Genomic DNA, 20,042 nt, shown 5'->3' with positions numbered 1-20,042 from the left:
CAGTCCAAAATCTAATTTATTTTGCCCTCAGAACAGATAATGCCATGATCTTTACTCATGCTTGAGGATTTACGAACATGCGCTTCCATGCCAAAAGCACAAGCTATATAAGTTTTACCACATCCTGTTGCACCGGTAATAAAAAAATTTCTATGTTCAGATATATATTCGCAAGTAGCGAGCTGGTTAATCAGATTTTTGTTAAGCTTGCGCCCGGAAGTATAATTGATATCCATGATATTGACTTCCGGTTGATCGAATCCGGCATTATAAGTCAGTTGTTTTAAACGGTTGTTTTTTCGATTGCTGTCTTCGAAGTTAGATTGTCAAACCCTCAGTATTGCGTCACTCTTTACAATAACTTACGCATACCCTTGAACAGTAACCTTTCCTCTCTTTTATTCTTCTGTCACTGTTTTCATGTAAAGTGCTTGCATGTTTTGTTCCCGAACACTCATTCCTGCATGTTTAAATTTATATCGTAGCAATGTTGCTTTTGCCTCTTCATGTGTAGACAATATAATTTGTCCTATTCCCTGCTGTGTCAACAAATCCGCAAGCGAAATTGCACTAATATCATCAATCGTTTGAAGTGGATCATCTATCAGCAAAATGTCCAGTCCTTTTGTATCACCATACACATTTTTTATTGAAAGTAACAGCGCAATTGAAAGACCATTCAATTGTCCTGTACTCAAAATATTATAAACATCACTTCCACTCTTAGAAACTGCTTCAAATATTAACTGATTAGTTTTAATAATTGCTCTAATTCCCAAACCCAACGGATAATTTTGTATAATCCTTCCGCTATACACCATTAGAGGGATTTTAATCGCATTAAGAAGCTGTGTTTGATATTCTTTATTTGCATCCTCATATTTACTAATCAATAGTTTTACTGCATCTGTCATGTCCTCAGTTTTCTTTTTATATTCCTCATAATCTCTTTTTAATTTTTTTAATCTGGTCTCCTCAGCAGAAAGTTGCAGAGAAAGATTATCATTAAATAACTTCGCAACATATTGTTCCTTGCTTTGTAACTCTCCCACTGTGTGATAAGGTTTTTCATTATGATAATAGGTATTATGAATAGATTTATACAATTCAATCTGCTTTTCTTGAAAAATAATTTTATTTGGAACTTCCTTTTCTTGAAGTTCTTTCAATAAGTTTTCATATTGTTGAGAAAATTCTTCAATATTGAATTTTTCTATTCCTTGAGATTTAAACTCCGATATTTTTATCTTATCCAACAACTGCTGTAATTTTTCCACCGATAAATCCTTACATCCTGATAGAGCATCATCCATTTTTATTAGTACTTTATTTTCATCAAGAAACACTTTCAACACAGGAATAATTTCTTTTTGAAATAGATTTGTTATTTGTATTTCAATATCTTCTATTATTTTTATCCCATCTGTATGAATATCTTTTATAAATTGTTCCGTCTCTATAATAGCTAAATTTATATCTGTAAAATCAGTTCCACACAATGGACATTTGTTTTTATCAAACTTTCCAGACTCCGTAGCATTATAAAATTCTTTAATAAGCCCCCTTCTTGCCTTTGTCATCTGTGCCAAAACTTTATCAGCATCATCCAGTTGACCTTGTTCTTTTTTCTTGTTCAATAATAATGTTTTTATTTGAATTATAATTTCTGGTTTTATTTTAATCTTATTAAACAATGTTTCATCTACAGACCAGTCATTATTGCTATAATTCACCAATAATTCTTTGCTTTTATTTAACTCTTTTATGAGACTTCCATTTTTATTAAGTAGTTCAATCTCTTGTCGATAAAACAATGCCATATATAACTGTTTGGGTGATGCTCTCAACTCCTTTATGATATCATTATCTTTATATCGAAGGTATTCATCATAGTTTTCTATAAATCCTTCAATTTGCTTAAGCTGCTGAATAACAGTCTCATATGTAACGCCCTGATCTAATTTTATAACATCAAATGCATATTCAACTTCGTCAAATAATCGTATATTTTTCCCAGGCAGTTCCGCATTCATAACAATGTGATCTGTCTGACGTTTTATCTCCTTTACTTTTTGACTTATTTCATCTATTTGTTTTTCTTTATCTCCAATTTCTTTCTCTACTCTTCCAAGAATATGTTCTTGAATCGATTTCAGCATTTGAATTTTATCAGTTATCTCAGTATTATCTAAAAGAGACGAAACTGAATCTTTTCTATTTTTATACTTATTTTGTAAGAAGTCCAAAGATTCACTTTGAGAAATATATGTCCCTATATCAAACATATTAGAACTCAAATGAAATTTGTTATATAATTCTTCTTGACTAATTTGTTGATTATTAAGTGTGATAATACTCTGAAATTCATTTTTACATAAAAGTTTTCTTTCTACATGTATTTCCTCTGAAACATCAGAAACTAAAATTGCTGAAATAACTATATCCTTATTTGCATCATTTGCCAGGGTTCCTAATGTTTCTGTCTTCCTATTTTGTAAACCAGGGTTAAAATGCTTTATTTTTCCAGTTACCAAAACTTCAATAGCATCAAATAATGTAGTTTTACCATATCCATTTTGACCATCTAAAATTACAATATTACTATTCATAAAATCAAATTTTAAAGGTTTATTATTTGTAATATACTTAAAATTTCTAATGCATAGGCTCTTAAATGTGTATCCCATCCAATTACTCCTCCAGTATTTTTTGATATATCATATCGGACAATACTTCTACATTAAAAGATGCTTCTTCTATTGATCTTATAAACATATCATTTATCATTTCAACATTCTTTTTTTGTTTCCGTGTTCCACCTATCTTGTGTCTCACCATTTCACCAAAGTCATTCATAACTGCCTTTGGAAAGATCGGATTAAAAAATGGAACTTTGCTTAATAAACGCGTCAAAAATTGTACTGGTTCCGATTCATCATTCAAGAATTGTATAGCTGCTAATGCTGTATCAAGCATCGGTTTCCCATTAGTTTTCAATGAGCTACACCATTTTTCGAAACATTGTAGTTCTTTTTCTGTATAATAGAACACATATTTTTTATAAAAGAATTCATTTTCTTCAATTTTTATGATATCTGGATATAGTCTTTCCTCTATACACTCCACCTTCCAGAATAATATCATGTAAGAATCGCTTGGTGTCGGTTTTTCTATGACTGTGTATGCATCACTATTTAATGCTACATCTTCAATCTCTGCTAAATTATCCTGATTTTTATCATCTATCTCAAGTTCCGAAAAATAGTAATACTTACTTTCTTCTCCAGATGCATCCACGAACAATTGTACTTTCTCATTATACAAATCAATCTTTGTATCTTGATCTTTTTGCATCGGTACAATACTTCCCTCATTTAATAAACGAATTATATCCAACATAGTATTAATCATGATTACCTCCATTTTGTTCAAATTTCTCCTTCAATTCCTGAGCTGAAATTAATTCTATATCTCTATAATATTCACCCACTTTATTTGGAGAGCTATTTTTCCAGCCAGATGTAATTTGTGCTTGGGATAAAGTTCCTGAATAGCTTCCCGGAATAACCGTAATACTATTTCCTGCCAATATATCAATAATATCTGTATTATTAATAATATTTTGGAAAATACTCTGTAGCGCCCGCTCTTTCCTAGCACCACGTGTAAGATTTAAAAACGTAGGTATGACCTGTTTGCTTGGTGCTTGTGAATACTTTGATTGTAAATATATTCCACAATTATCCCCCATAACTTTTTCTGGAGTATCGCTTCTATATAGCAATTCATAAATTTCACTTTGAATTTTGTCAACTGAAAGATTTTCTACTAAATTCAATTCGTTATCCCACTCATCTACTTTACTAGGATTTAGCAATTTACAAAACTGGCTATAGTCTACAATTCCTGTCATTTTATCATATCCACACTTAGCAGCACATACTTTGTCGCAGTTTTCTAGAGTAGTGTCACATTCATCTTGACATAAATTATTTAAAGCCTTTTCAACATTCTGCATAACATATTCATAAATTTTCTCTTTCAAAAAATATTCTTTTCGCACATCTTCTTTATTGATAGCGGACTCCATAATTCCTACAATATTTGAAAATTTTATTATATATTTTCTTTTTTTTAGAGCCTGCTTATGCATTCTTGCGATACTATCATCTAAAAACAAACATAGTTCCCCATACACAACTTCTCCTACCTTATCGGAATATCCTTTATTTCTCAAATATGTTAAAATTTCCGTATTTATTTCATTTCTAACATCACATACACCAACTACTTTTGATGCTCTTCTATATAATTCAATGCTTGCATTGTATGTATTAGATGCATCCTCCCAATCTTTTATCTCCTTTGCAACTGTAAGATAACATTTTGCTGTTGGATTATTTGATTCAGCCCTATGTTTCAACAATTTGTCCATCGCTTCACTATAACTATTCCATTTATTTTTAGACAAATACGCCTTAACCTGATGAAATGATTTATATTCCGAATCGCAAATAATACAAAAATCTTCTGTTTTTTCTAATTCAACAGAATAATCGTCTATATCTTTGTTTTTATCTTTGACTATCTGATTTATTAGCTCCAGAACATACAATAGCATCATTTTTCCTTGATAATTAAACCCACTCCATGTTGGTATTGCATCATTACCTCTACCCACGACCATTACCCCTTATAACTTTTATATTCTCATTATGCAACAAATAAATAATAAGTTGAGTTAATCATACACCACTTTACAACTTTTTTATAAAAATATCGTACAGGACTTTCTTATGTATAATGAGTTTGTCCACAACATTACAAAGAAGAACGGCCCTATACGACAAAAAGCATTGTACAGCAAAACAACTCTGATTGATAGACTTCATCGATATTTTTTGATTTATTTTGAGACTTTTTCTGTTCCAACAGCAGCTACCTTGTTTTTACTCATACTGTCAATATTGGCATTGGAATCCGCTCATTCGATACGGTTTCTGTATCAGCATTTTTGTCTAGAATAATAGAAAATTTTTTCTATTTTTTCAGTCATATTATATATTTTTCAACTGCAAATCCTTACTCATTCTTTATTACTAATACAAATTTTTCGTGTCTACATTTTCTCATAATGTCCTCTCTCGTCACAGTCTCTTCAAAATATTTTTAAAATTATTTTTTTATAATACCTATTTCTATACCAAATGTTTATTAAGTCTTATCCTCTCCTCCACCCCATTATCAAACCTATACACCATCCTCCTCCGATCAAACACCGGATTCGCATCATGTATAACGCTATGATGATTTGGGCATACAATCATCTAATTATTCGCATCATTATTCAAACTATTAACAAAATAATCGATATGATGTGCCTCTGCGATATGTGAACCATATTTTTCTCCAATCACCTGCCCGCATATCTGGCATCGGTATCCGTACAACAGCTTCAAATTTTCTCCAATTTTTCTATTCAGCTTACGAATCTTGACAATCTGTAACTTCTTTTCTATTCCACTGCTTTTATCTTCCATCTCATATTCTATTTATTTCGTTCTCCACAGTTCGTTCCCGCATTCCTTGAATTGCCTTTTTCATAACCTGAAAATCATCCTGTGCTATTGGCTCCAGAAGAAAAGTATCTTCATATTCTGTGGTATAAATAGCAAGATATTCCTTTAGTCCATCTGGCATTTTTATATAACTTCTGTCTTTTGGATCTCTGTTTTCACGAATCATCTTTATGTAACTCATGCTTTTGAAAAAGTATTGCTGAAGTGCCTGTGACAGCTCACCATTTCTTGGATATCTGATCTGATAGGCATCCTTCTTTCTCTTTTCTACAGAGTTATTCATATTAACGATTTTGGCATCATACGTTTTTCCATTCATAAAAAAATGAATGATTTTAGATTGTCCACGTTGTAAAAAATTCTCCATATTTCGGAGAAAAATCACCTGATTATCTAATGGCAATGTAAAGCCTTCCATCAATGTAGACCAGTCTATTTCTTTTTTATACACATAATTTTCTGATTCCATACACATCTTCTCCATCACTATAAAAGTGCTTTTATCTTCTCTTTATACCGTCTCCGATAATAGTCCATCGCCCTATACTCAATAACATCCTTCATCTGCTCCGCCAGCACTGGCTCCCTCACAATTTCTTCCATTTCATCCCTCAATGCCAACGCTGCGCCATCCTTTTTCACAAAGAATTCTTCCCCAGATTTTAACAGAAAGTGTACCGGCATTTGCATTATCTTTTGGATGTGGTTCTTATCCGAAATCTTGCGATATTCCTCATATGTAATCTCTTTCTCCAAATCCTTCCAGTTTGTTCCTGTAGAGAAGAATTCTTTCCAGCTTGCCAGCAGTTCTGCCTCTGACACTTCCATTCTCACATTCCCATGGTTATAAAAAGCCATCAGTACCGGCATTTTATACACCTTGCTCATGTTGGTGTTTTCCAGCAGATTTATAAAATCTTTTCCGATTCTCTGGCTGAATTTTTTCTGCTCATCTGTGAGTTCATCCAATTCTTCCAGATAATTCAAATACTTTTTAAACGGATTCTCATTCGAATGTGTAACTGCCATCTGATAAATATCATCATCCATATAAGTAAACAGATCCATTCTGGTCGGTTGTTTGCCAAGCAGTTCTTTGATCCGGAAATACTCGTTTCTAATCTGTTCTTTGATCGTCAGCTGTTTCTTGTCCATTTCTGCAAATAAATCAATTAATCTCATATCAAAATCAACGAAGCAGTCATCTGGATAGTCCGTTTTGTCTGCCGGACAATAGGTTTCTTTTCCTGTTTTGTTTCTCCCAGTCAGCAAATATCTGACTCTTCCCGCTTTTTCATAATTGCCGATAAAGTCCAGAACATTGAGATATTCTTTTCCCTTATTTCTGCGCAATCCTCTTCCAAGCTGCTGTAGAAATACAACCGGGGATTCTGTCGGACGCAGGAACATTACCATATCGACTGATGGAATATCTACGCCTTCGTTGAACATATCCACTGAAAAGATAACTTTAATTTCTCCATTTTTCAGTTTCGCAATCGCTTCTGCTCTGTCCATGGAAAACTCTCCATCTGCATTACTATAAACTGCTGCCGACGGAATTCCTCTTTTACCGAATTCTTTTGCCATTTCTTCTGCATGTTTTCTGGAACAGCAGAATCCTAATGCCTGACTGGAGCCATATTTGCAGTAATATTTGTAAATCAACTCATGCCTGTAAGCATTCCCGATATAAGTTCTGTTCAGTTCTTCTTCTGCATATTTTCCTTTGACTATATGTAATTTTGTGTAGTCAGTCTCATCATAAATTCCATAGTAATGAAACGGAACTAGCATTCCCTTATTGATTCCATCTTTTAGTGAAATCTCATACGGCACATTATAATCGCAGATTTCATATATATTTTTGCCGTCCATTCTCTCAGGTGTTGCCGTCAGTCCAAGGAGAAACTGCGGTCTGAAATATTCTACAATTCTTCGATATTGGTCATTGACTGCATGATGAAATTCATCAATCACCACGTAATTGAAGTAATCTGGAGCGAAATACTTTTCATTTAAATATTCCGGTTTTCCAAGGCTTGCTACCGAGGCAAATATAAGCGGTTTATCTGTGCACTTCTCAGTTCCCATAAAAAATCCATAGTCTTTGGAATTTCTTACATTCTGAAAAGAAACTGCTGCCTGTTTCAGAATCTCTTCCCTATGTGCAACAAACAACACTTTCTCATATTTTTTTGAATCAAAAGCAGCCAAAAATGTTTTCCCGATGCCCGTTGCAGCCTGAATGAGTGCTTTCTGTGCTCCTTCTGCTCTTGTATCTTCCAATGCGCACAATGCCTCGATCTGTGCTCCTCTTGGTTCATATAAAGGTTTTATTTTCGTATCATTTGTTTCCAACTCTGTAAAATCATATCTGTCAAGGTCTTTTGCCACCGCCGGACGATGCCAGTTCTGTGAGTAACGTTTTAATTCTTTATCATCAATGATAATGGAATGATTCACAAATAAATCTTCAAATGTACGAAAGAACTCTTTGTAGTTTTCCGGGTCTTTCTGACTGCTGAACCGATAATTCCATTCTATTCCTGAGGTCAGCGCACTTCTGGAAATATTGGAAGAACCGATATAAAGTTCACTGTGATCTGTATAATGGAAAATGTAAGACTTTGGGTGAAAGGAACGTCCTTTTTCGCAATAAAATCTAAGATCAACTCTGTCACCAAGTTTTCTTTTAATCAGATATAGTGCTGATGGCTGTGTAATTCCAAGGTAGTTTCCTGTCAGGATTCGGATTTTGGCTCCACGTTTTAAAGTATGTTCCAGTTCTTTCAGCAACATTCTCACTCCGGATTCCATAAGAAAAGAGACAATGATATCAACGCTTTCTGCTTTTTTCATACTCTGGATCAGCTGATAATATAACTGTCTTCTTTTATCCGGTCCGCCGGTCATTGCATCTGTGGAATATTCGTTTTCATACCCGATGTTTACTTTTTCTGCAGAAGTAAATTCAGCCATTTTTCCTCACCTCTTCCCGGTCGGACATCTCCTGTAATCCATTGTTCTTCTATTTTAAGGCCATGCATGTCATGTATGAAATCTTTAAATGTATCTGTCGTAAAATCGGTAAAATATCTTCCGTTTCGTTCACCTTCAAATTCTCCGTATTTAAAAGAGGTATAAATCCATCCTTTCGATTTCAATGCTGCATACATATTTTTCAAAACTTCACGCAGTTGTTTTTTCGGCAAATGAAGAATAGATGCACAAGCCCATATGCCATCATATTTTTCTTTTTCATCCAATTCCTGAAACAACATCTGCCTGACTTTGATTCCCGTATATTCACTTGCAATCCGACACAATTGTTCTGAACCATCAACTGCATCCATCTGATATCCACGACTCAGAAAGTACTTTGTATCTCTACCTGCACCGCAGCCAAAGTCAAGAATATACGCATCTGGGTTAAGTTTCTCCAGAAATTTATCTTGCACTTCTGTAAACTTTACCGAAACAGTCCCAGAGGCAAAAGACTGCGCATTTTCGTTGTAATATTTTAATGTTTTATCTATATCTGCCATATATTCACTCACCAAATGCCATCCAGCACTGATTTCACTCCTGTTTTATCTGCAAAATACCTGTTTTGTTTCTTATGCCTTAATTTTTCTGATAAATCTAACTTCTTTGTGACATATTATACAGTTTTTTAACATAAACAGCAACAATTTTCGTCAGACATTTTTTGTTATATTCACTTATCTATAATACGCAAAAACTGTTGCATATTTCTTTTTTAATATCTTTTCTCTTTCATCAACTTCCATATAAAAAAGAAAGCCAGACTGCACATAGGTTTCTTCCCCTACATACAGTCTGGTTTTCTGATGCCATCATTCATTTCTGGTAATAAGTCAATAAATCAGACATTCCATTACCCTTCCGCATCCATCTCTGCCTTAATCTCATCCTCGCAGTCTGCCATTGCCTGCAGTGTCATAGTGAGCAGCTTCTGCAGTTCCCAGCCGAGTTGTTCGGCGCCTCGCTCGATGACTTCTCTGGAGCATCCTGCTGCGAAGCCTTTGCTTTTGTATTTCTTCTTGAGGGATTTGAGTTCCATGTCTTTTGTGCTTTTGGATGGTCTCATAAGTGCTGCTGCCCAGATAAGTCCTGTAAGTTCGTCCGCCGCAAAGAGTACTTTTTCCATTTCGTGTTCCGGTGCTACATCAATGGTTGCGCCACATCCTACTGTGATGCCGTAGCCGTGGGATACAACTGAATGGATCACGTCTTCGCCTACGCCTGCTTCGCGGAGCATTTCCGGAGCTTTCAGACAGTGTTCTTCCGGATATAGTTCAAAGTCGATGTCGTGGAGGAGCCCTACAATTCCCCAGTATTCTGCATCTTCGCCATAGCCAAGTTCACTGGCATACCATTTCATTACTGCTTCTACAGTCAGAGCATGCTGAATGTGGAAGGGATCCTTGTTGTATTTCTTTAATAATGTGAATGCCTCATCTCGTGTAATTGTTTTCATTATTTTGTCACTCCTCATATCTGAATTGTCAGGCGGATAAAATCATCTGCTTTGCTGCTTGCTCATAACTGAATAACTGCTCCGCAGTTTATCTGTCAATCTGGATCTGACATGCTTCCATTGCTTTCAGTGCATTCTCATGGCTTTCCGGTGTTACGCCTGCGCAGCATTTAGCGTCTACGATGATCGGAACTTCCGGGAGAGATGCTTTTGCCAGAAGTGCATTGGAAATAACACAGATGTCTGTGCATAAACCTACGAATGTGATACTTTCGATTTCATTATCCTCATTCATTGCCACCAGTTCTCCTGCAAGGTCTGTGGAACCAAAGGTTTCTTTATCAATGGGTTCTGTTTTTCTGAGTGCATCTAATTCGCTTCTGATCTGCCAGCCTTCAGTGTCACGGATACAATGCGGTACAGGAAGCTTCTTTCCTTCCTGGGTGTCAAGATAGTAAGTCTCATGGGTGTCTCTGGTAAAAAGAACAACTCCATCAAAATTTTCGATTTTCTCTTTTACACCAGGTACAATGGCAACTGCCTCTTTTGTTCCAAGAGCTCCGTCGATGAAGTCATTCTGCATGTCTACAACTACTAATACCTTCTGCATATTTCCTTCCCTTTCGTTCTTTCTGCACATTTTTTCAGATAATACTATAAAATCTCTGGAAACGTGTGCTGTTATTATTTGTTATTACTATACAACGACAAAGTGTTTTTGTACAGGCAAAAGTGCCTGTTTTACTATAGCAATTCCATAAAATATCAATCATCTATTTTTCAGTATATTTTTCAAATCTGTACTTCTGTTTAATATCCGGATATTTGTCTCTGTCCACTTCACTCATAAACATATCATAGGGTCTGGCGCAGATTTTGAAAGGTGCGTAGAGTGCCTGGTAAATCATCAGTTTTTCACCGTTTTCTGTGTGATGGGCTACTGCAAGGACTTTATAGAGATATTCGGAAGTATCCGGGGATACCCATTCTCTTTTGAAATGCTGTACAATGTCGCCTGCATGGATATCGTGTTCCGGTGGTTCCGATGTGTTTTCATTTTCAGCACTGTCAGGTTCTTCCGGTTCTGTGTTGAGTTCCATATATTCTTCTTTATCAAGGGAAACCGGGATTCCGGAGCGACCATTGATGTGGACGCCGCCATACCAGGTACCTGTGACCTCACAAATATCGCCTACTTCGTATTCCATGCTACAGTCATTATTTTTCTTTATGATTCTGATCTTTGCCATCTTTTATTTTTCCTTTTATCTCTTATCATTGTGACATGCTCCCACCACTTAAATCCCAGATTTTGAAGTGGGGGCTTCTTGCTCAATGACTCTACTGAGCCAAGTATCTACAAGCTATCCTCGCGTGCCCCGCGATTCTTTTTGCCCGGACACGGGCGTATTTTCTTACTTATTGTCCGGATATGGACAGTTTATACTGCCAGCATCCTTCTTGCCTCTTCACGGATATTGATCGCTGCATTTCGATCTCTGTCCATCTCATTTCCACACGTGCAGCGGTATACTCTTTCGGATAATCCCAGCTCTTTTTTTATCTTTCCGCATTTACTGCATTTTTTGCTTGAAGGGAAAAAGCGGTCTATCTTTACTAATTTCTTTCCCTTCCAGGCAAGCTTATAATCCAGCATATTCCGGAACATCCCGTATCCATTATCCTGTACACTTTTCCCAAAGTGCAGACACTGGCCCATTGCTTTCATATCAATATCTTCTACCGCGACTATATCGTACTGGTCTGTGATCCTGCGGCTCAGTTTATGCAGATAATCCTTTCTCTGGTTTCGTATTTTTTCATGGCACCTGGCAACTTTCTTTTTCTGTCGCACATAATTGCGGCTTTCTTTTACACATCTCGACAGTTTACGCTGCTCCCTTGCCAGCCTTTTTTCATTTCTTCTGAAGAATCCTGCTTTTTCAAGTTCAATCTCTTCTGAAAACACTGCCATCCCCTGCATCGCATAATCAATCCCCAGTATTTTGGCATTGCTGTAATCTTCATCTGCTGCTTGGTTTTCGCAGCTGTATCCTTCATACAGCAGACTTGCAAAATACTTTCCGGACGGCTCCATACTGACTGTCACTGATTTCAGACAGCAGTTTTCTGCAGGCTCCCTGTGTTTTTTCATGGAGATCCATTTTAATTTGGGAAGCCGGATCCGCTTATCTTCTACCAGAATATTTCCGTTGACTACATTTGTTGTGTAGCTGTTTTTGGAGTGATGTTTTGACTTGAAACGTGGAAATCCAACCTTGGGATCACGGAAAAAATTCTTATATGCTTTCTCCAGATGAAGCTGAACATTTGCCAGTGCCAGCGAATCTACTTCTTTCAGAAATGAATACTCCTTTTTATACATGGCTGGTGTATTTTTTAACAGCTTTTTCGTCTTTTTATACTCCAGGATCTTGTCATTAAGCATCTGGTTATACAGGAAACGGCAGCAGCCAAATGTTTTTCCAAGGAGTATCTTCTGTTCTTCTGTTGGATAGATCCGAAAACGATATGCTATGTTCAATTCTTTTTCTCTCCCTGGGTTTCGATGTATTGACGGATTACTTCAACTGGTGCGCCTCCTGCCGTCAAAAGGCAGAAACTCTGACTCCAGAATGCTTCTTTCCAAAGTTTTTCCCGAATTTCCGGATACTCTTTTTTCAGCAGCCTGCTGCTGGCACTTTTATATGCATTGATAAATTTACTGAGTTCCGTTTTAGGCTGTGCACGAAACATTACATGCACATGGTCAATATCATGATTCCATTCCTCCAAAACAATTCCATATCGGGGTGCAATATATTCCCATATTTCTTTTGCTCTTTCTGAAATTGGGTCATTGATAACTTTTCTTCGATATTTTACCACCATGATCAGATGATAATACATCAAATATACTGAATGTGCATTGTGATCTATTTTTTCCATAAAAACAGTCCTTTTTTGATTTTTTACCTTATCGACTGATTCTATTATACCATGAATCGCATTGCAGAACAAGTGTTCTTTTCTGTTTTTTTTGCAATTCATCTCCCACCTATAGAGGAAGGAGAATTCTTGCTATATATTATGTTAAATATATTCACATTTTTTATTTCCAGCTCTTCCATATCTCCGGCTGATATCCTACTGTCGCCTGTTTTCCGTTTCTTACCACAGGGACTTTGATGATGCTCTGGTTTTCGAGGATTTTCTCTGCTTTGTCTTCCTCCGCAATATAAGTGATCAATGCCAGCAGGTCTTTATCCTTGCAGTCAGTATCTATCAGCTTGTTATAACCGCCAACTGCCTGGCAGACGGATTGGAATTCTCCTTTACTTAAGCCTTTTTCTTTCATATCTATAAACTGATATTTAATTCCCCGTTCTTTGAAATAGCGTTCTGCTTTCTTGCTGTCAAAGTTTTTCTTTGTACCAAAAATCTGTATATTCATAGTCTAATGCTTTCTCCCATTTTTTTAAGAATTATTGTTCCTGCTATATTTTCTCTTTTCCTGCCTGTTCACTTTAAATTTCCATCCATTTCACATTTTTTTCAAATTCTCACCACATATTTCTCACATTTCCTGGTTATATTATTATCTGTACAGAGCAAAGAGTAATTGCAAACAAAACTTTTTCTTTTTCATACTTTTGCCGGGAATCGATGAGGTTCCCGGCCTCCTTCTTTTATTCCGTTATTTTTTATTCCGTTAGATTTTCTTTTTAATATGGTTATAGATGTTCAGTCCTTTTGTCTGTCCGTATTTGGAAATGATAGATCTGTAAATCTGCTGTTTTCTGTTTTTGTCTTCTGCATTTTTCTCCACAGTTGTTGAAACATAATTTACCACTTCCTTTGGCATGCCTGCCTTGTCGAGAACCAATATCAATTCCTGCTGTAATCTCTTTGTTCCGGCTTTCATGTCAATTATCTTTTGTTTTGGCTTTTTTGTATTCTGCTTCTCTGATTGTTTGGCAGACTGCTTTTCAGGTTGTTCATTCAACTGTTTTTCTGTTTTTTGACCGGATTGTTCGATCATCTGTCCGTCTTTTTCTTTGACGGTCTGTTTTTTTACCTGTTTCCTTGTATGCACCTGTTTTCCGGAAATCTTCTCGTTTCTGGAGACTTTCACATCTTTTTCTGTTTTCCAGAACTCTATAATATGGTCAAATCCTGTATCCTTACTGATTACAACAATTTTACATTCTTCATCCTGACCTGTGCACTCTTTTCCTATCAGATATCCCAGATAAGATCCCAGATGCATATCTGCTGACTGATTTCCTGTCGGTACTTTATGTGTTACCAGCTTTGCTTCTCCGTGATCATTGATAATATCAAGGTCTATTTTTCTGCTGTTGTCTGTATAAAAAAGATGGATAATATCTGTTTCCCGTAATTTTTCGCATCCTTTGAAGCCTTCACTTCCTACATTTTCATAATCAATCAAATAATAAGTTTTAATAATCTTCATCCTCTCTTTTTTTCTCTGCTGTATAATACTCTGTCATTTTTCAGACAGATAATTCTTTCCTATTTTAACATGCATCTTTTATCAGTACAACCACATTGTGGCAACTCTCCTGGTTAGTATTTCCTGGTTGTCTTTCCTGTCTGTTCCATCCAGACAGAATATTATCATATCCACGAATAGTATTCCCATATTGCCACTATAATAAATTTACATACCTTTTGTGAAAAATGACGGATTTTTCATCAAATTCCAGTTGATAAATCTTTAACAAAATTCAAAAAAAGGCAAAAATCCTGTTGATTTTAAGCGTTAAATATGTATAATAGTAAAAGAGAAGCGATACCCATTCGCTTTTATGGTAAGGTATCTTAAGCCTGTTTAAACAGGCGCTTTCATTAACGAAGAAAAGAGGTTAAACGTAAGATGGCAAAAATCGATTTAAGCAAGTATGGCATTACCGGAACTACAGAAATTGTCTACAATCCTTCTTATGAAGTATTATTTGAAGAAGAAACCAAACCGGAACTGGAAGGCTTTGAAAAAGGTCAGGTCAGCGAACTTGGTGCAGTTAACGTTATGACAGGTATCTACACAGGACGTTCTCCTAAAGATAAATACATCGTTATGGATGAGAACTCCAAAGATACAGTATGGTGGACAACAGACGAATACAAAAACGATAACCATCCTGCAACTCAGGAAGCATGGAATGCAGTAAAAGAAATCGCTAAAAAAGAGCTCTCCAACAAGAGACTTTTCGTAGTAGATGCATTCTGCGGTGCTAACAAAGATACTCGTATGGCTATCCGTTTCATCGTTGAAGTTGCTTGGCAGGCACATTTCGTAACAAATATGTTCATCCAGCCAACAGCTGAAGAACTTGAAAACTTCGAGCCAGATTTCGTTGTATACAACGCTTCCAAAGCTAAAGTTGAAAACTATAAAGAATTAGGCCTTAACTCTGAAACAGCTGTAATGTTCAACATCACAACTAAAGAGCAGGTTATCGTAAACACATGGTACGGCGGAGAAATGAAGAAAGGTATGTTCTCTATGATGAACTACTTCCTTCCACTGAAAGGCATGGCTTCCATGCACTGCTCTGCAAACACAGATATGAACGGCGAAAACACAGCTATCTTCTTCGGTCTTTCCGGAACAGGTAAAACAACTCTTTCCACAGACCCGAAACGTCTCCTGATCGGTGATGACGAGCATGGCTGGGATGACAACGGCGTATTCAACTTTGAAGGTGGATGCTACGCTAAAGTTATCAACCTTGACAAAGAATCTGAGCCGGACATCTACAATGCGATCAAACGTAACGCTCTTCTTGAGAACGTAACACTTGATGCTGAAGGCAAGATTGATTTCGCAGATAAGAGCGTAACAGAGAATACTCGTGTATCTTACCCGATCAACCACATTGAAAACATCGTTCGCCCGATCTCTTCTGCACCGGCAGCTAAGAACGTAATCTTCCTGTCCGCAGACGCTTTCGGAGTACTTCCTCCAGTATCTATCCTGACAGAAGCTCAGACTCAGTACTATTTCCTGTCTGGATTCACAGCTAAACTTGCTGGTACAGAGCGTGGAATCACAGAGCCTACACCTACATTTTCTGCTTGCTTCGGACAGGCATTCCTTGAACTGCATCCGACAAAATACGCAGAAGAACTTGTTAAGAAAATGGAAAAGAGCGGAGCGAAAGCTTACCTGGTTAACACAGGATGGAACGGAACAGGAAAACGTATCTCCATCAAAGATACTCGTGGTATCATCGATGCAATCCTTAACGGAGATATCCTTAACGCTCCTACTAAGAAAATCCCATTCTTCGATTTCGAAGTTCCTACAGAGCTTAACGGCGTAGACACAGGTATCCTTGATCCTCGTGACACATATGCTAACGCTTCTGAATGGGAAGAAAAAGCAAAAGATCTTGCCGGAAGATTCATCAAGAACTTTGCTAAATACGAAGGAAACGCTGCTGGTAAAGCACTTGTTGCAGCTGGTCCTCAGTTATAATTATAACTTAAATTGTCCAAATGATACGAAAGGGATGCGAATGATTCGCATCCCTTTTTTGTACTGTTTCAAATATCAGACAATAAAATTATAAATGATGTCTTTATAATGCTTTAAGTTTCTCTGCCACCTTCTCATATGCCGGTATCGGAACATGATATTTTTCACCCATTCTTACTACTTCATAGACTAATCCATCAATTTCAGACTGTTTTCCTTCCATGATGTCTCTCTGCATAGAGGTAGTTGCTTCCGGTGCAAGGTTGGAGAGAATTTTTAAGTTTACATCTACCATATCTTTCTGAAACGGGATTCCCATGGCTTCTGCAAGTGTTGCGATTTCTCTTATCATGGTTTTAAAGAGTTCTCTGGCTTCGCCTTCTTTCTGGAAATCTGCGGCTGTTGCATGATAGTAGAGTCCTGCTGCACCGATTGGTGATACGTAGGAGAATTTCTCCAGTGCTTCGCGTCGGATATTCTCAGAAAGAATCCCGTCAATGTTGCTGTCACAGAGGTCTTTCTGGATTTCTCTCAGTTCTGATCTGAATTCTGCTTTGTCTCTTACGCCAAATACAATGCGCAGGATCTGTCCATGCTGAAGAAGTCTGCCTGATTCTTTAATGTTTGCCGAGACATAGATACATCCGTCTGTTACAAGAAGTTCAGGAAGTTGTTTTTGCATCTTCCCACCGGTTCCATAGATGTTTAAAACAGGAATTACGATGGTTGTTTTCTTTGAGATCCGCCTGATAAACGGAATAGTTTCATCCAGAGAATAGCCTTTCACACAGACAAAAATCACATCCGGATGGTCTGTGTAATGTTCCATATCTGTAGCCGGGATAGTGATTGTTTCTTCTGTTTTATCCCACATTTTTTCTAAGGTAAGCCCCTGTTCCCGGATTGCTTTCAGGTGTTCGCCTCTTGCGATCAGGGTTACATCCTTCCCTGCTTTCTTCATATAATATCCGGTAACACCGCCGGTTCCTCCGGCTCCGATGATTACGTATTTCATCCTCGTTTTATGCCCTTCTTTCATGATTCTTTTCTTATATCATAGCATAATTGGACTCTTTCTTCAGCATAATTATACATTTCCATGAGTTGCCATAAAGTTAATGTTTTCTGTTGTGGCAAACTCTGCCGCACAGATAAAATCTCCTTCATTTTCTCTGTCCGGATCATCCGTTACCAGAATAATTTTTCCATTTCGAAGTTCTTCCAGAGCTTCTTCTACTGAATCAAATCTGTTCATTATTTCTCTCCTTATGCGCTATATTTTTCTGCTGTTAACCGGGCAAAATCATCCGTATTGGCCGCTTATCTGATCTGGTCAAAATCCATACTTACTCAGAAAATCTCTTGTAATATTGCTTTTTGATGGCTGTTCTTTCACAGGTGTTATTAATTTCTCCACATATTTTCCAATAATATCTGTCTCAAGATTAACCATATCCCCTTCTTTACGTTCTCCGAGAACTGTAATCTTTACTGTATGAGGAATTGCAGAGATAGAGAAATCTTTTTCCGAAACTTTTGCCACTGTAAGGCTGATTCCATCAATTGTTACAGAACCTTTTATGACTATATATTTCATGATCTGGTCTGAGGTCTGAATCGTGTACCATACAGCATTATCATCTCTGTGGATTTTTGTGATTCTTCCCGTTCCATCTACATGCCCTGCAACAATATGTCCTCCGAATCTTCCGTTTGCAGGCATTGCCCTTTCCAGGTTTACATGCTGCCCCGGTGAAAGCTGAATCAGCGCAGAACGGTTCAATGTCTCGTGCATCACATCTGCTGTAAAACCATTTTCCAGACATGCAGTTACAGTAAGGCAGATTCCATTTACAGCTACGCTGTCTCCTGTTTTCAGGTCATCCAGTATTTTCTCTGCCTGTATCGTAAATACCGCTGAATTTGCTCCTTTTTTTATTTTTTTTACAGTTCCCAGCTCTTCAACAATTCCCGTAAACATTTCTCTTCACCTCACTCTCTATAAGAAAATCATCTCCCAGTCTGATCATTTCGCTGTTTTTTAATAATACTGCGCTGGCAGGATCAGGAAATCCTTTTCCTTCCACCGGCGTCTTTGCTTCTTCGCCTCCAAAAAGTTTAGGTGCTATATAGGTCTGAACTTTCTGAACAATACCGCTTTCCAGTGCTGACCAGTTTAAAGAACCCCCTCCTTCCAGCAAAATACTGTCTATCTTTGCAGCTCCCAGAAGTTCCATTAATCTGTTTAAATCTATGTGTCCGTTTTCTCCGGAACATACAGAACCTGGCATCCCAGCTCTTCATAATTCTTTATCTTCTGCTGGTCTTTACTGCTGCTTGCAAGGATTGTAGGAATTGTCTTTGCTGTTCTTACAATCTTAGATGTCAGTGGTGTTCTCAGATGGGAATCGCAGATAATACGCACAGGATTTCTGCTGTTTTCCAGTCTGCAGGTGAGCATCGGATCATCTGCCAGCACAGTTCCCACCCCAACCATAATTCCTGTATATTTCAGTCGCTGTTTCTGTACATGAATTCTGGAAGCTTCTCCTGTCACCCATTTGGATTCACCTGTATAAGCGGCAATTTTTCCATCCATAGTCATTGCATATTTCATGACCACATACGGTTTTTTATTTTGGATGTAATAAAAGAATGCTTCATTCAATTTATCACACTCTTCTTTTAAAATATTTTCTGTTACTTCAATTCCATGATCCTTCAAAATCCGGATTCCTTTTCCTGCAACCAGCGGATTAGGATCTGATGATCCGATGATCACGCGTCTGATTCCGGTCTCCAGGATTGCATTCACGCATGGAGGCTGTTTTCCATAATGACAGCAGGGTTCTAAAGTAACATATATAGATGCACCTTCGGGTTCTTCCGTACATGCTGCCAGAGCTTCTCTATCCGCATGGAGTCCACCGTATTTTCTGTGATATCCCTGACCAATGATTCTTCCGTTTTTAACGATCACAGCACCCACCATCGGATTAGGTGCTGTAAAACCCATTCCTTTTTGCGCCAGTTCCAAAGCCATTTTCATATACTGCCTGTCCTGTTCCATATCCGTTGTGTTTTTCAATCCATCATCTCCTGTTCTTTTATAACAATTCCATAAAAATTCCATAAAATAAAGCCCCGGTGTTTTTTCAACATCCAGGGCCTGGTAATTAATATTTGATATGAATGAATCTGACTCTTTATTTCATCACTGAAATTACTTCAAATGATATAAAAAAGCTCTGGAATAAACTTATTATTCCAGAGCAGTCAGCTTTCACAGATCAGTTAATTCTTCTGTATCTCTACTGTCATCTTCTTTCATCCAGACTGTACTGTCGGCTTCGGAATTGCACCGAATCATGCCTTATGGCTCGTGGGCTTTACCACCGGTAGGGAATTGCACCCTGCCCTGAAGATCTTATTTTATTTTTATCAGCAATTTTTG

Annotated in this window: 17 protein-coding genes, 3 pseudogenes and 1 riboswitch; of the genes and pseudogenes, 1 reads left to right on the top strand and 19 read right to left on the bottom strand. The window is 37.1% G+C overall.

Annotation, left to right across the window (positions count from 1 at the left end; genetic code table 11):
* Positions 1-80: 80 nt before the first annotated feature.
* The 15 genes and pseudogenes from ACTNC0_RS12500 to ACTNC0_RS12430 all read right to left on the bottom strand — a co-directional run.
* A pseudogene (locus ACTNC0_RS12500) lies at positions 81-320 on the bottom strand (ATP-binding protein); the annotation flags it as partial.
* Between the two features lie 78 nt (positions 321-398).
* Positions 399-2,687 (bottom strand): AAA family ATPase, encoded by a 2,289-nt coding sequence (locus tag ACTNC0_RS12495; protein ID WP_441087630.1) that lies wholly within the window; start codon positions 2,685-2,687, stop codon positions 399-401.
* Positions 2,688-2,691: 4 nt separating this feature from the next.
* Positions 2,692-3,411 carry an ABC-three component system middle component 1 gene (locus ACTNC0_RS12490; protein WP_441087629.1) on the bottom strand — a complete coding sequence of 240 codons (720 nt, stop codon included), beginning with the start codon at positions 3,409-3,411 and terminating at the stop codon, positions 2,692-2,694.
* Positions 3,404-4,687 (bottom strand): ABC-three component system protein, encoded by a 1,284-nt coding sequence (locus ACTNC0_RS12485; RefSeq protein ID WP_441087628.1) that lies wholly within the window; start codon positions 4,685-4,687, stop codon positions 3,404-3,406. The genes ACTNC0_RS12490 and ACTNC0_RS12485 overlap by 8 nt, the downstream gene beginning before the upstream one ends.
* A gap of 640 nt (positions 4,688-5,327) precedes the next feature.
* Positions 5,328-5,540, bottom strand: coding sequence for a hypothetical protein (locus tag ACTNC0_RS12480; RefSeq protein ID WP_441087627.1), 213 nt, complete (start codon positions 5,538-5,540; stop codon positions 5,328-5,330).
* 1 nt (position 5,541) lies between these two features.
* Entirely contained in the window at positions 5,542-6,048 is a 507-nt protein-coding gene (locus tag ACTNC0_RS12475) for a hypothetical protein (protein ID WP_441087626.1), read from the bottom strand.
* 17 nt (positions 6,049-6,065) lie between these two features.
* On the bottom strand, positions 6,066-8,561 hold the full coding sequence (locus ACTNC0_RS12470) for a DEAD/DEAH box helicase family protein (RefSeq protein ID WP_441087624.1): 2,496 nt from the start codon (positions 8,559-8,561) through the stop codon (positions 6,066-6,068).
* Complete coding sequence (locus ACTNC0_RS12465) at positions 8,531-9,127, bottom strand: class I SAM-dependent methyltransferase (RefSeq protein ID WP_062808312.1); 597 nt, start codon at positions 9,125-9,127, stop codon at positions 8,531-8,533. Before ACTNC0_RS12465 ends, ACTNC0_RS12470 begins: the two co-directional genes overlap by 31 nt.
* A 353-nt stretch (positions 9,128-9,480) precedes the next feature.
* Complete coding sequence (locus ACTNC0_RS12460; RefSeq protein WP_441033114.1) at positions 9,481-10,083, bottom strand: HDIG domain-containing metalloprotein; 603 nt, start codon at positions 10,081-10,083, stop codon at positions 9,481-9,483.
* Between the two features lie 88 nt (positions 10,084-10,171).
* Positions 10,172-10,693 carry a cysteine hydrolase family protein gene (locus tag ACTNC0_RS12455; protein ID WP_055201292.1) on the bottom strand — a complete coding sequence of 174 codons (522 nt, stop codon included), beginning with the start codon at positions 10,691-10,693 and terminating at the stop codon, positions 10,172-10,174.
* A gap of 163 nt (positions 10,694-10,856) precedes the next feature.
* Positions 10,857-11,333 (bottom strand): DUF1653 domain-containing protein, encoded by a 477-nt coding sequence (locus ACTNC0_RS12450; protein WP_173721112.1) that lies wholly within the window; start codon positions 11,331-11,333, stop codon positions 10,857-10,859.
* Positions 11,334-11,524: 191 nt separating this feature from the next.
* A complete protein-coding gene (locus ACTNC0_RS12445; protein ID WP_441087623.1) occupies positions 11,525-12,628 on the bottom strand; it encodes an RNA-guided endonuclease TnpB family protein in 1,104 nt (367 codons plus the stop codon).
* Positions 12,625-13,032 carry an IS200/IS605 family transposase gene (gene tnpA / locus ACTNC0_RS12440; protein WP_118566400.1) on the bottom strand — a complete coding sequence of 136 codons (408 nt, stop codon included), beginning with the start codon at positions 13,030-13,032 and terminating at the stop codon, positions 12,625-12,627. Before tnpA ends, ACTNC0_RS12445 begins: the two co-directional genes overlap by 4 nt.
* 163 nt (positions 13,033-13,195) lie before the next feature.
* Positions 13,196-13,537, bottom strand: a complete 342-nt coding sequence (locus ACTNC0_RS12435) for an arsenate reductase family protein (protein WP_118669955.1) — start codon at positions 13,535-13,537, stop codon at positions 13,196-13,198.
* A gap of 258 nt (positions 13,538-13,795) precedes the next feature.
* Positions 13,796-14,560, bottom strand: a complete 765-nt coding sequence (locus ACTNC0_RS12430; protein WP_441087621.1) for a PIN domain-containing protein — start codon at positions 14,558-14,560, stop codon at positions 13,796-13,798.
* 423 nt (positions 14,561-14,983) lie between these two features.
* On the opposite strand from ACTNC0_RS12430, the gene pckA reads away from it, so the two are divergent.
* Complete coding sequence (gene pckA / locus ACTNC0_RS12425; protein ID WP_055149436.1) at positions 14,984-16,588, top strand: phosphoenolpyruvate carboxykinase (ATP); 1,605 nt, start codon at positions 14,984-14,986, stop codon at positions 16,586-16,588.
* A 103-nt stretch (positions 16,589-16,691) separates the two neighbouring features.
* Here pckA and ACTNC0_RS12420 read toward each other — a convergent pair whose 3' ends face one another.
* The 4 genes and pseudogenes from ACTNC0_RS12420 to ribD form a co-directional block, all read right to left on the bottom strand.
* The gene (locus ACTNC0_RS12420; protein WP_441087620.1) at positions 16,692-17,603 is read right to left on the bottom strand and encodes a ketopantoate reductase family protein; all 912 of its coding nucleotides are present in this window, start codon (positions 17,601-17,603) and stop codon (positions 16,692-16,694) included.
* Between the two features lie 81 nt (positions 17,604-17,684).
* Positions 17,685-17,843: pseudogene (locus ACTNC0_RS12415) on the bottom strand (3,4-dihydroxy-2-butanone-4-phosphate synthase); the annotation flags it as partial.
* Between the two features lie 78 nt (positions 17,844-17,921).
* Positions 17,922-18,569 carry a riboflavin synthase gene (gene ribE / locus ACTNC0_RS12410; protein WP_441087619.1) on the bottom strand — a complete coding sequence of 216 codons (648 nt, stop codon included), beginning with the start codon at positions 18,567-18,569 and terminating at the stop codon, positions 17,922-17,924.
* Positions 18,550-19,658: pseudogene (ribD, locus tag ACTNC0_RS12405) on the bottom strand (bifunctional diaminohydroxyphosphoribosylaminopyrimidine deaminase/5-amino-6-(5-phosphoribosylamino)uracil reductase RibD). Before ribD ends, ribE begins: the two are co-directional and overlap by 20 nt.
* 245 nt (positions 19,659-19,903) lie before the next feature.
* Positions 19,904-20,018: riboswitch (FMN riboswitch) on the bottom strand.
* Positions 20,019-20,042: the final 24 nt, after the last annotated feature.

This window comes from Blautia sp. HCP3S3_B11, assembly GCF_052064435.1.
In the GTDB taxonomy this organism is placed as follows: domain Bacteria; phylum Bacillota; class Clostridia; order Lachnospirales; family Lachnospiraceae; genus Blautia_A.
Note: the sequence above shows the minus strand (reverse complement) of the source record. Positions and strands in the feature narration are given on the sequence as shown.

Coding starts and splice junctions, on each gene's coding strand:
- ACTNC0_RS12485 (WP_441087628.1), bottom strand. CDS start 4,687: ATGGTCGTGGGTAGAGGTAATGATGCAATACCAACATGGAGTGGGTTT.
- pckA (WP_055149436.1), top strand. CDS start 14,984: ATGGCAAAAATCGATTTAAGCAAGTATGGCATTACCGGAACTACAGAA.
- ACTNC0_RS12460 (WP_441033114.1), bottom strand. CDS start 10,083: ATGAAAACAATTACACGAGATGAGGCATTCACATTATTAAAGAAATAC.
- ACTNC0_RS12470 (WP_441087624.1), bottom strand. CDS start 8,561: ATGGCTGAATTTACTTCTGCAGAAAAAGTAAACATCGGGTATGAAAAC.
- ACTNC0_RS12420 (WP_441087620.1), bottom strand. CDS start 17,603: ATGAAATACGTAATCATCGGAGCCGGAGGAACCGGCGGTGTTACCGGA.
- ACTNC0_RS12465 (WP_062808312.1), bottom strand. CDS start 9,127: ATGGCAGATATAGATAAAACATTAAAATATTACAACGAAAATGCGCAG.
- ACTNC0_RS12455 (WP_055201292.1), bottom strand. CDS start 10,693: ATGCAGAAGGTATTAGTAGTTGTAGACATGCAGAATGACTTCATCGAC.
- ACTNC0_RS12435 (WP_118669955.1), bottom strand. CDS start 13,537: ATGAATATACAGATTTTTGGTACAAAGAAAAACTTTGACAGCAAGAAA.
- ACTNC0_RS12495 (WP_441087630.1), bottom strand. CDS start 2,687: ATGGGATACACATTTAAGAGCCTATGCATTAGAAATTTTAAGTATATT.
- ACTNC0_RS12450 (WP_173721112.1), bottom strand. CDS start 11,333: ATGGCAAAGATCAGAATCATAAAGAAAAATAATGACTGTAGCATGGAA.
- ACTNC0_RS12430 (WP_441087621.1), bottom strand. CDS start 14,560: ATGAAGATTATTAAAACTTATTATTTGATTGATTATGAAAATGTAGGA.
- ACTNC0_RS12480 (WP_441087627.1), bottom strand. CDS start 5,540: ATGGAAGATAAAAGCAGTGGAATAGAAAAGAAGTTACAGATTGTCAAG.
- ACTNC0_RS12475 (WP_441087626.1), bottom strand. CDS start 6,048: ATGGAATCAGAAAATTATGTGTATAAAAAAGAAATAGACTGGTCTACA.
- ribE (WP_441087619.1), bottom strand. CDS start 18,569: ATGTTTACGGGAATTGTTGAAGAGCTGGGAACTGTAAAAAAAATAAAA.
- ACTNC0_RS12490 (WP_441087629.1), bottom strand. CDS start 3,411: ATGATTAATACTATGTTGGATATAATTCGTTTATTAAATGAGGGAAGT.
- tnpA (WP_118566400.1), bottom strand. CDS start 13,032: ATGGAAAAAATAGATCACAATGCACATTCAGTATATTTGATGTATTAT.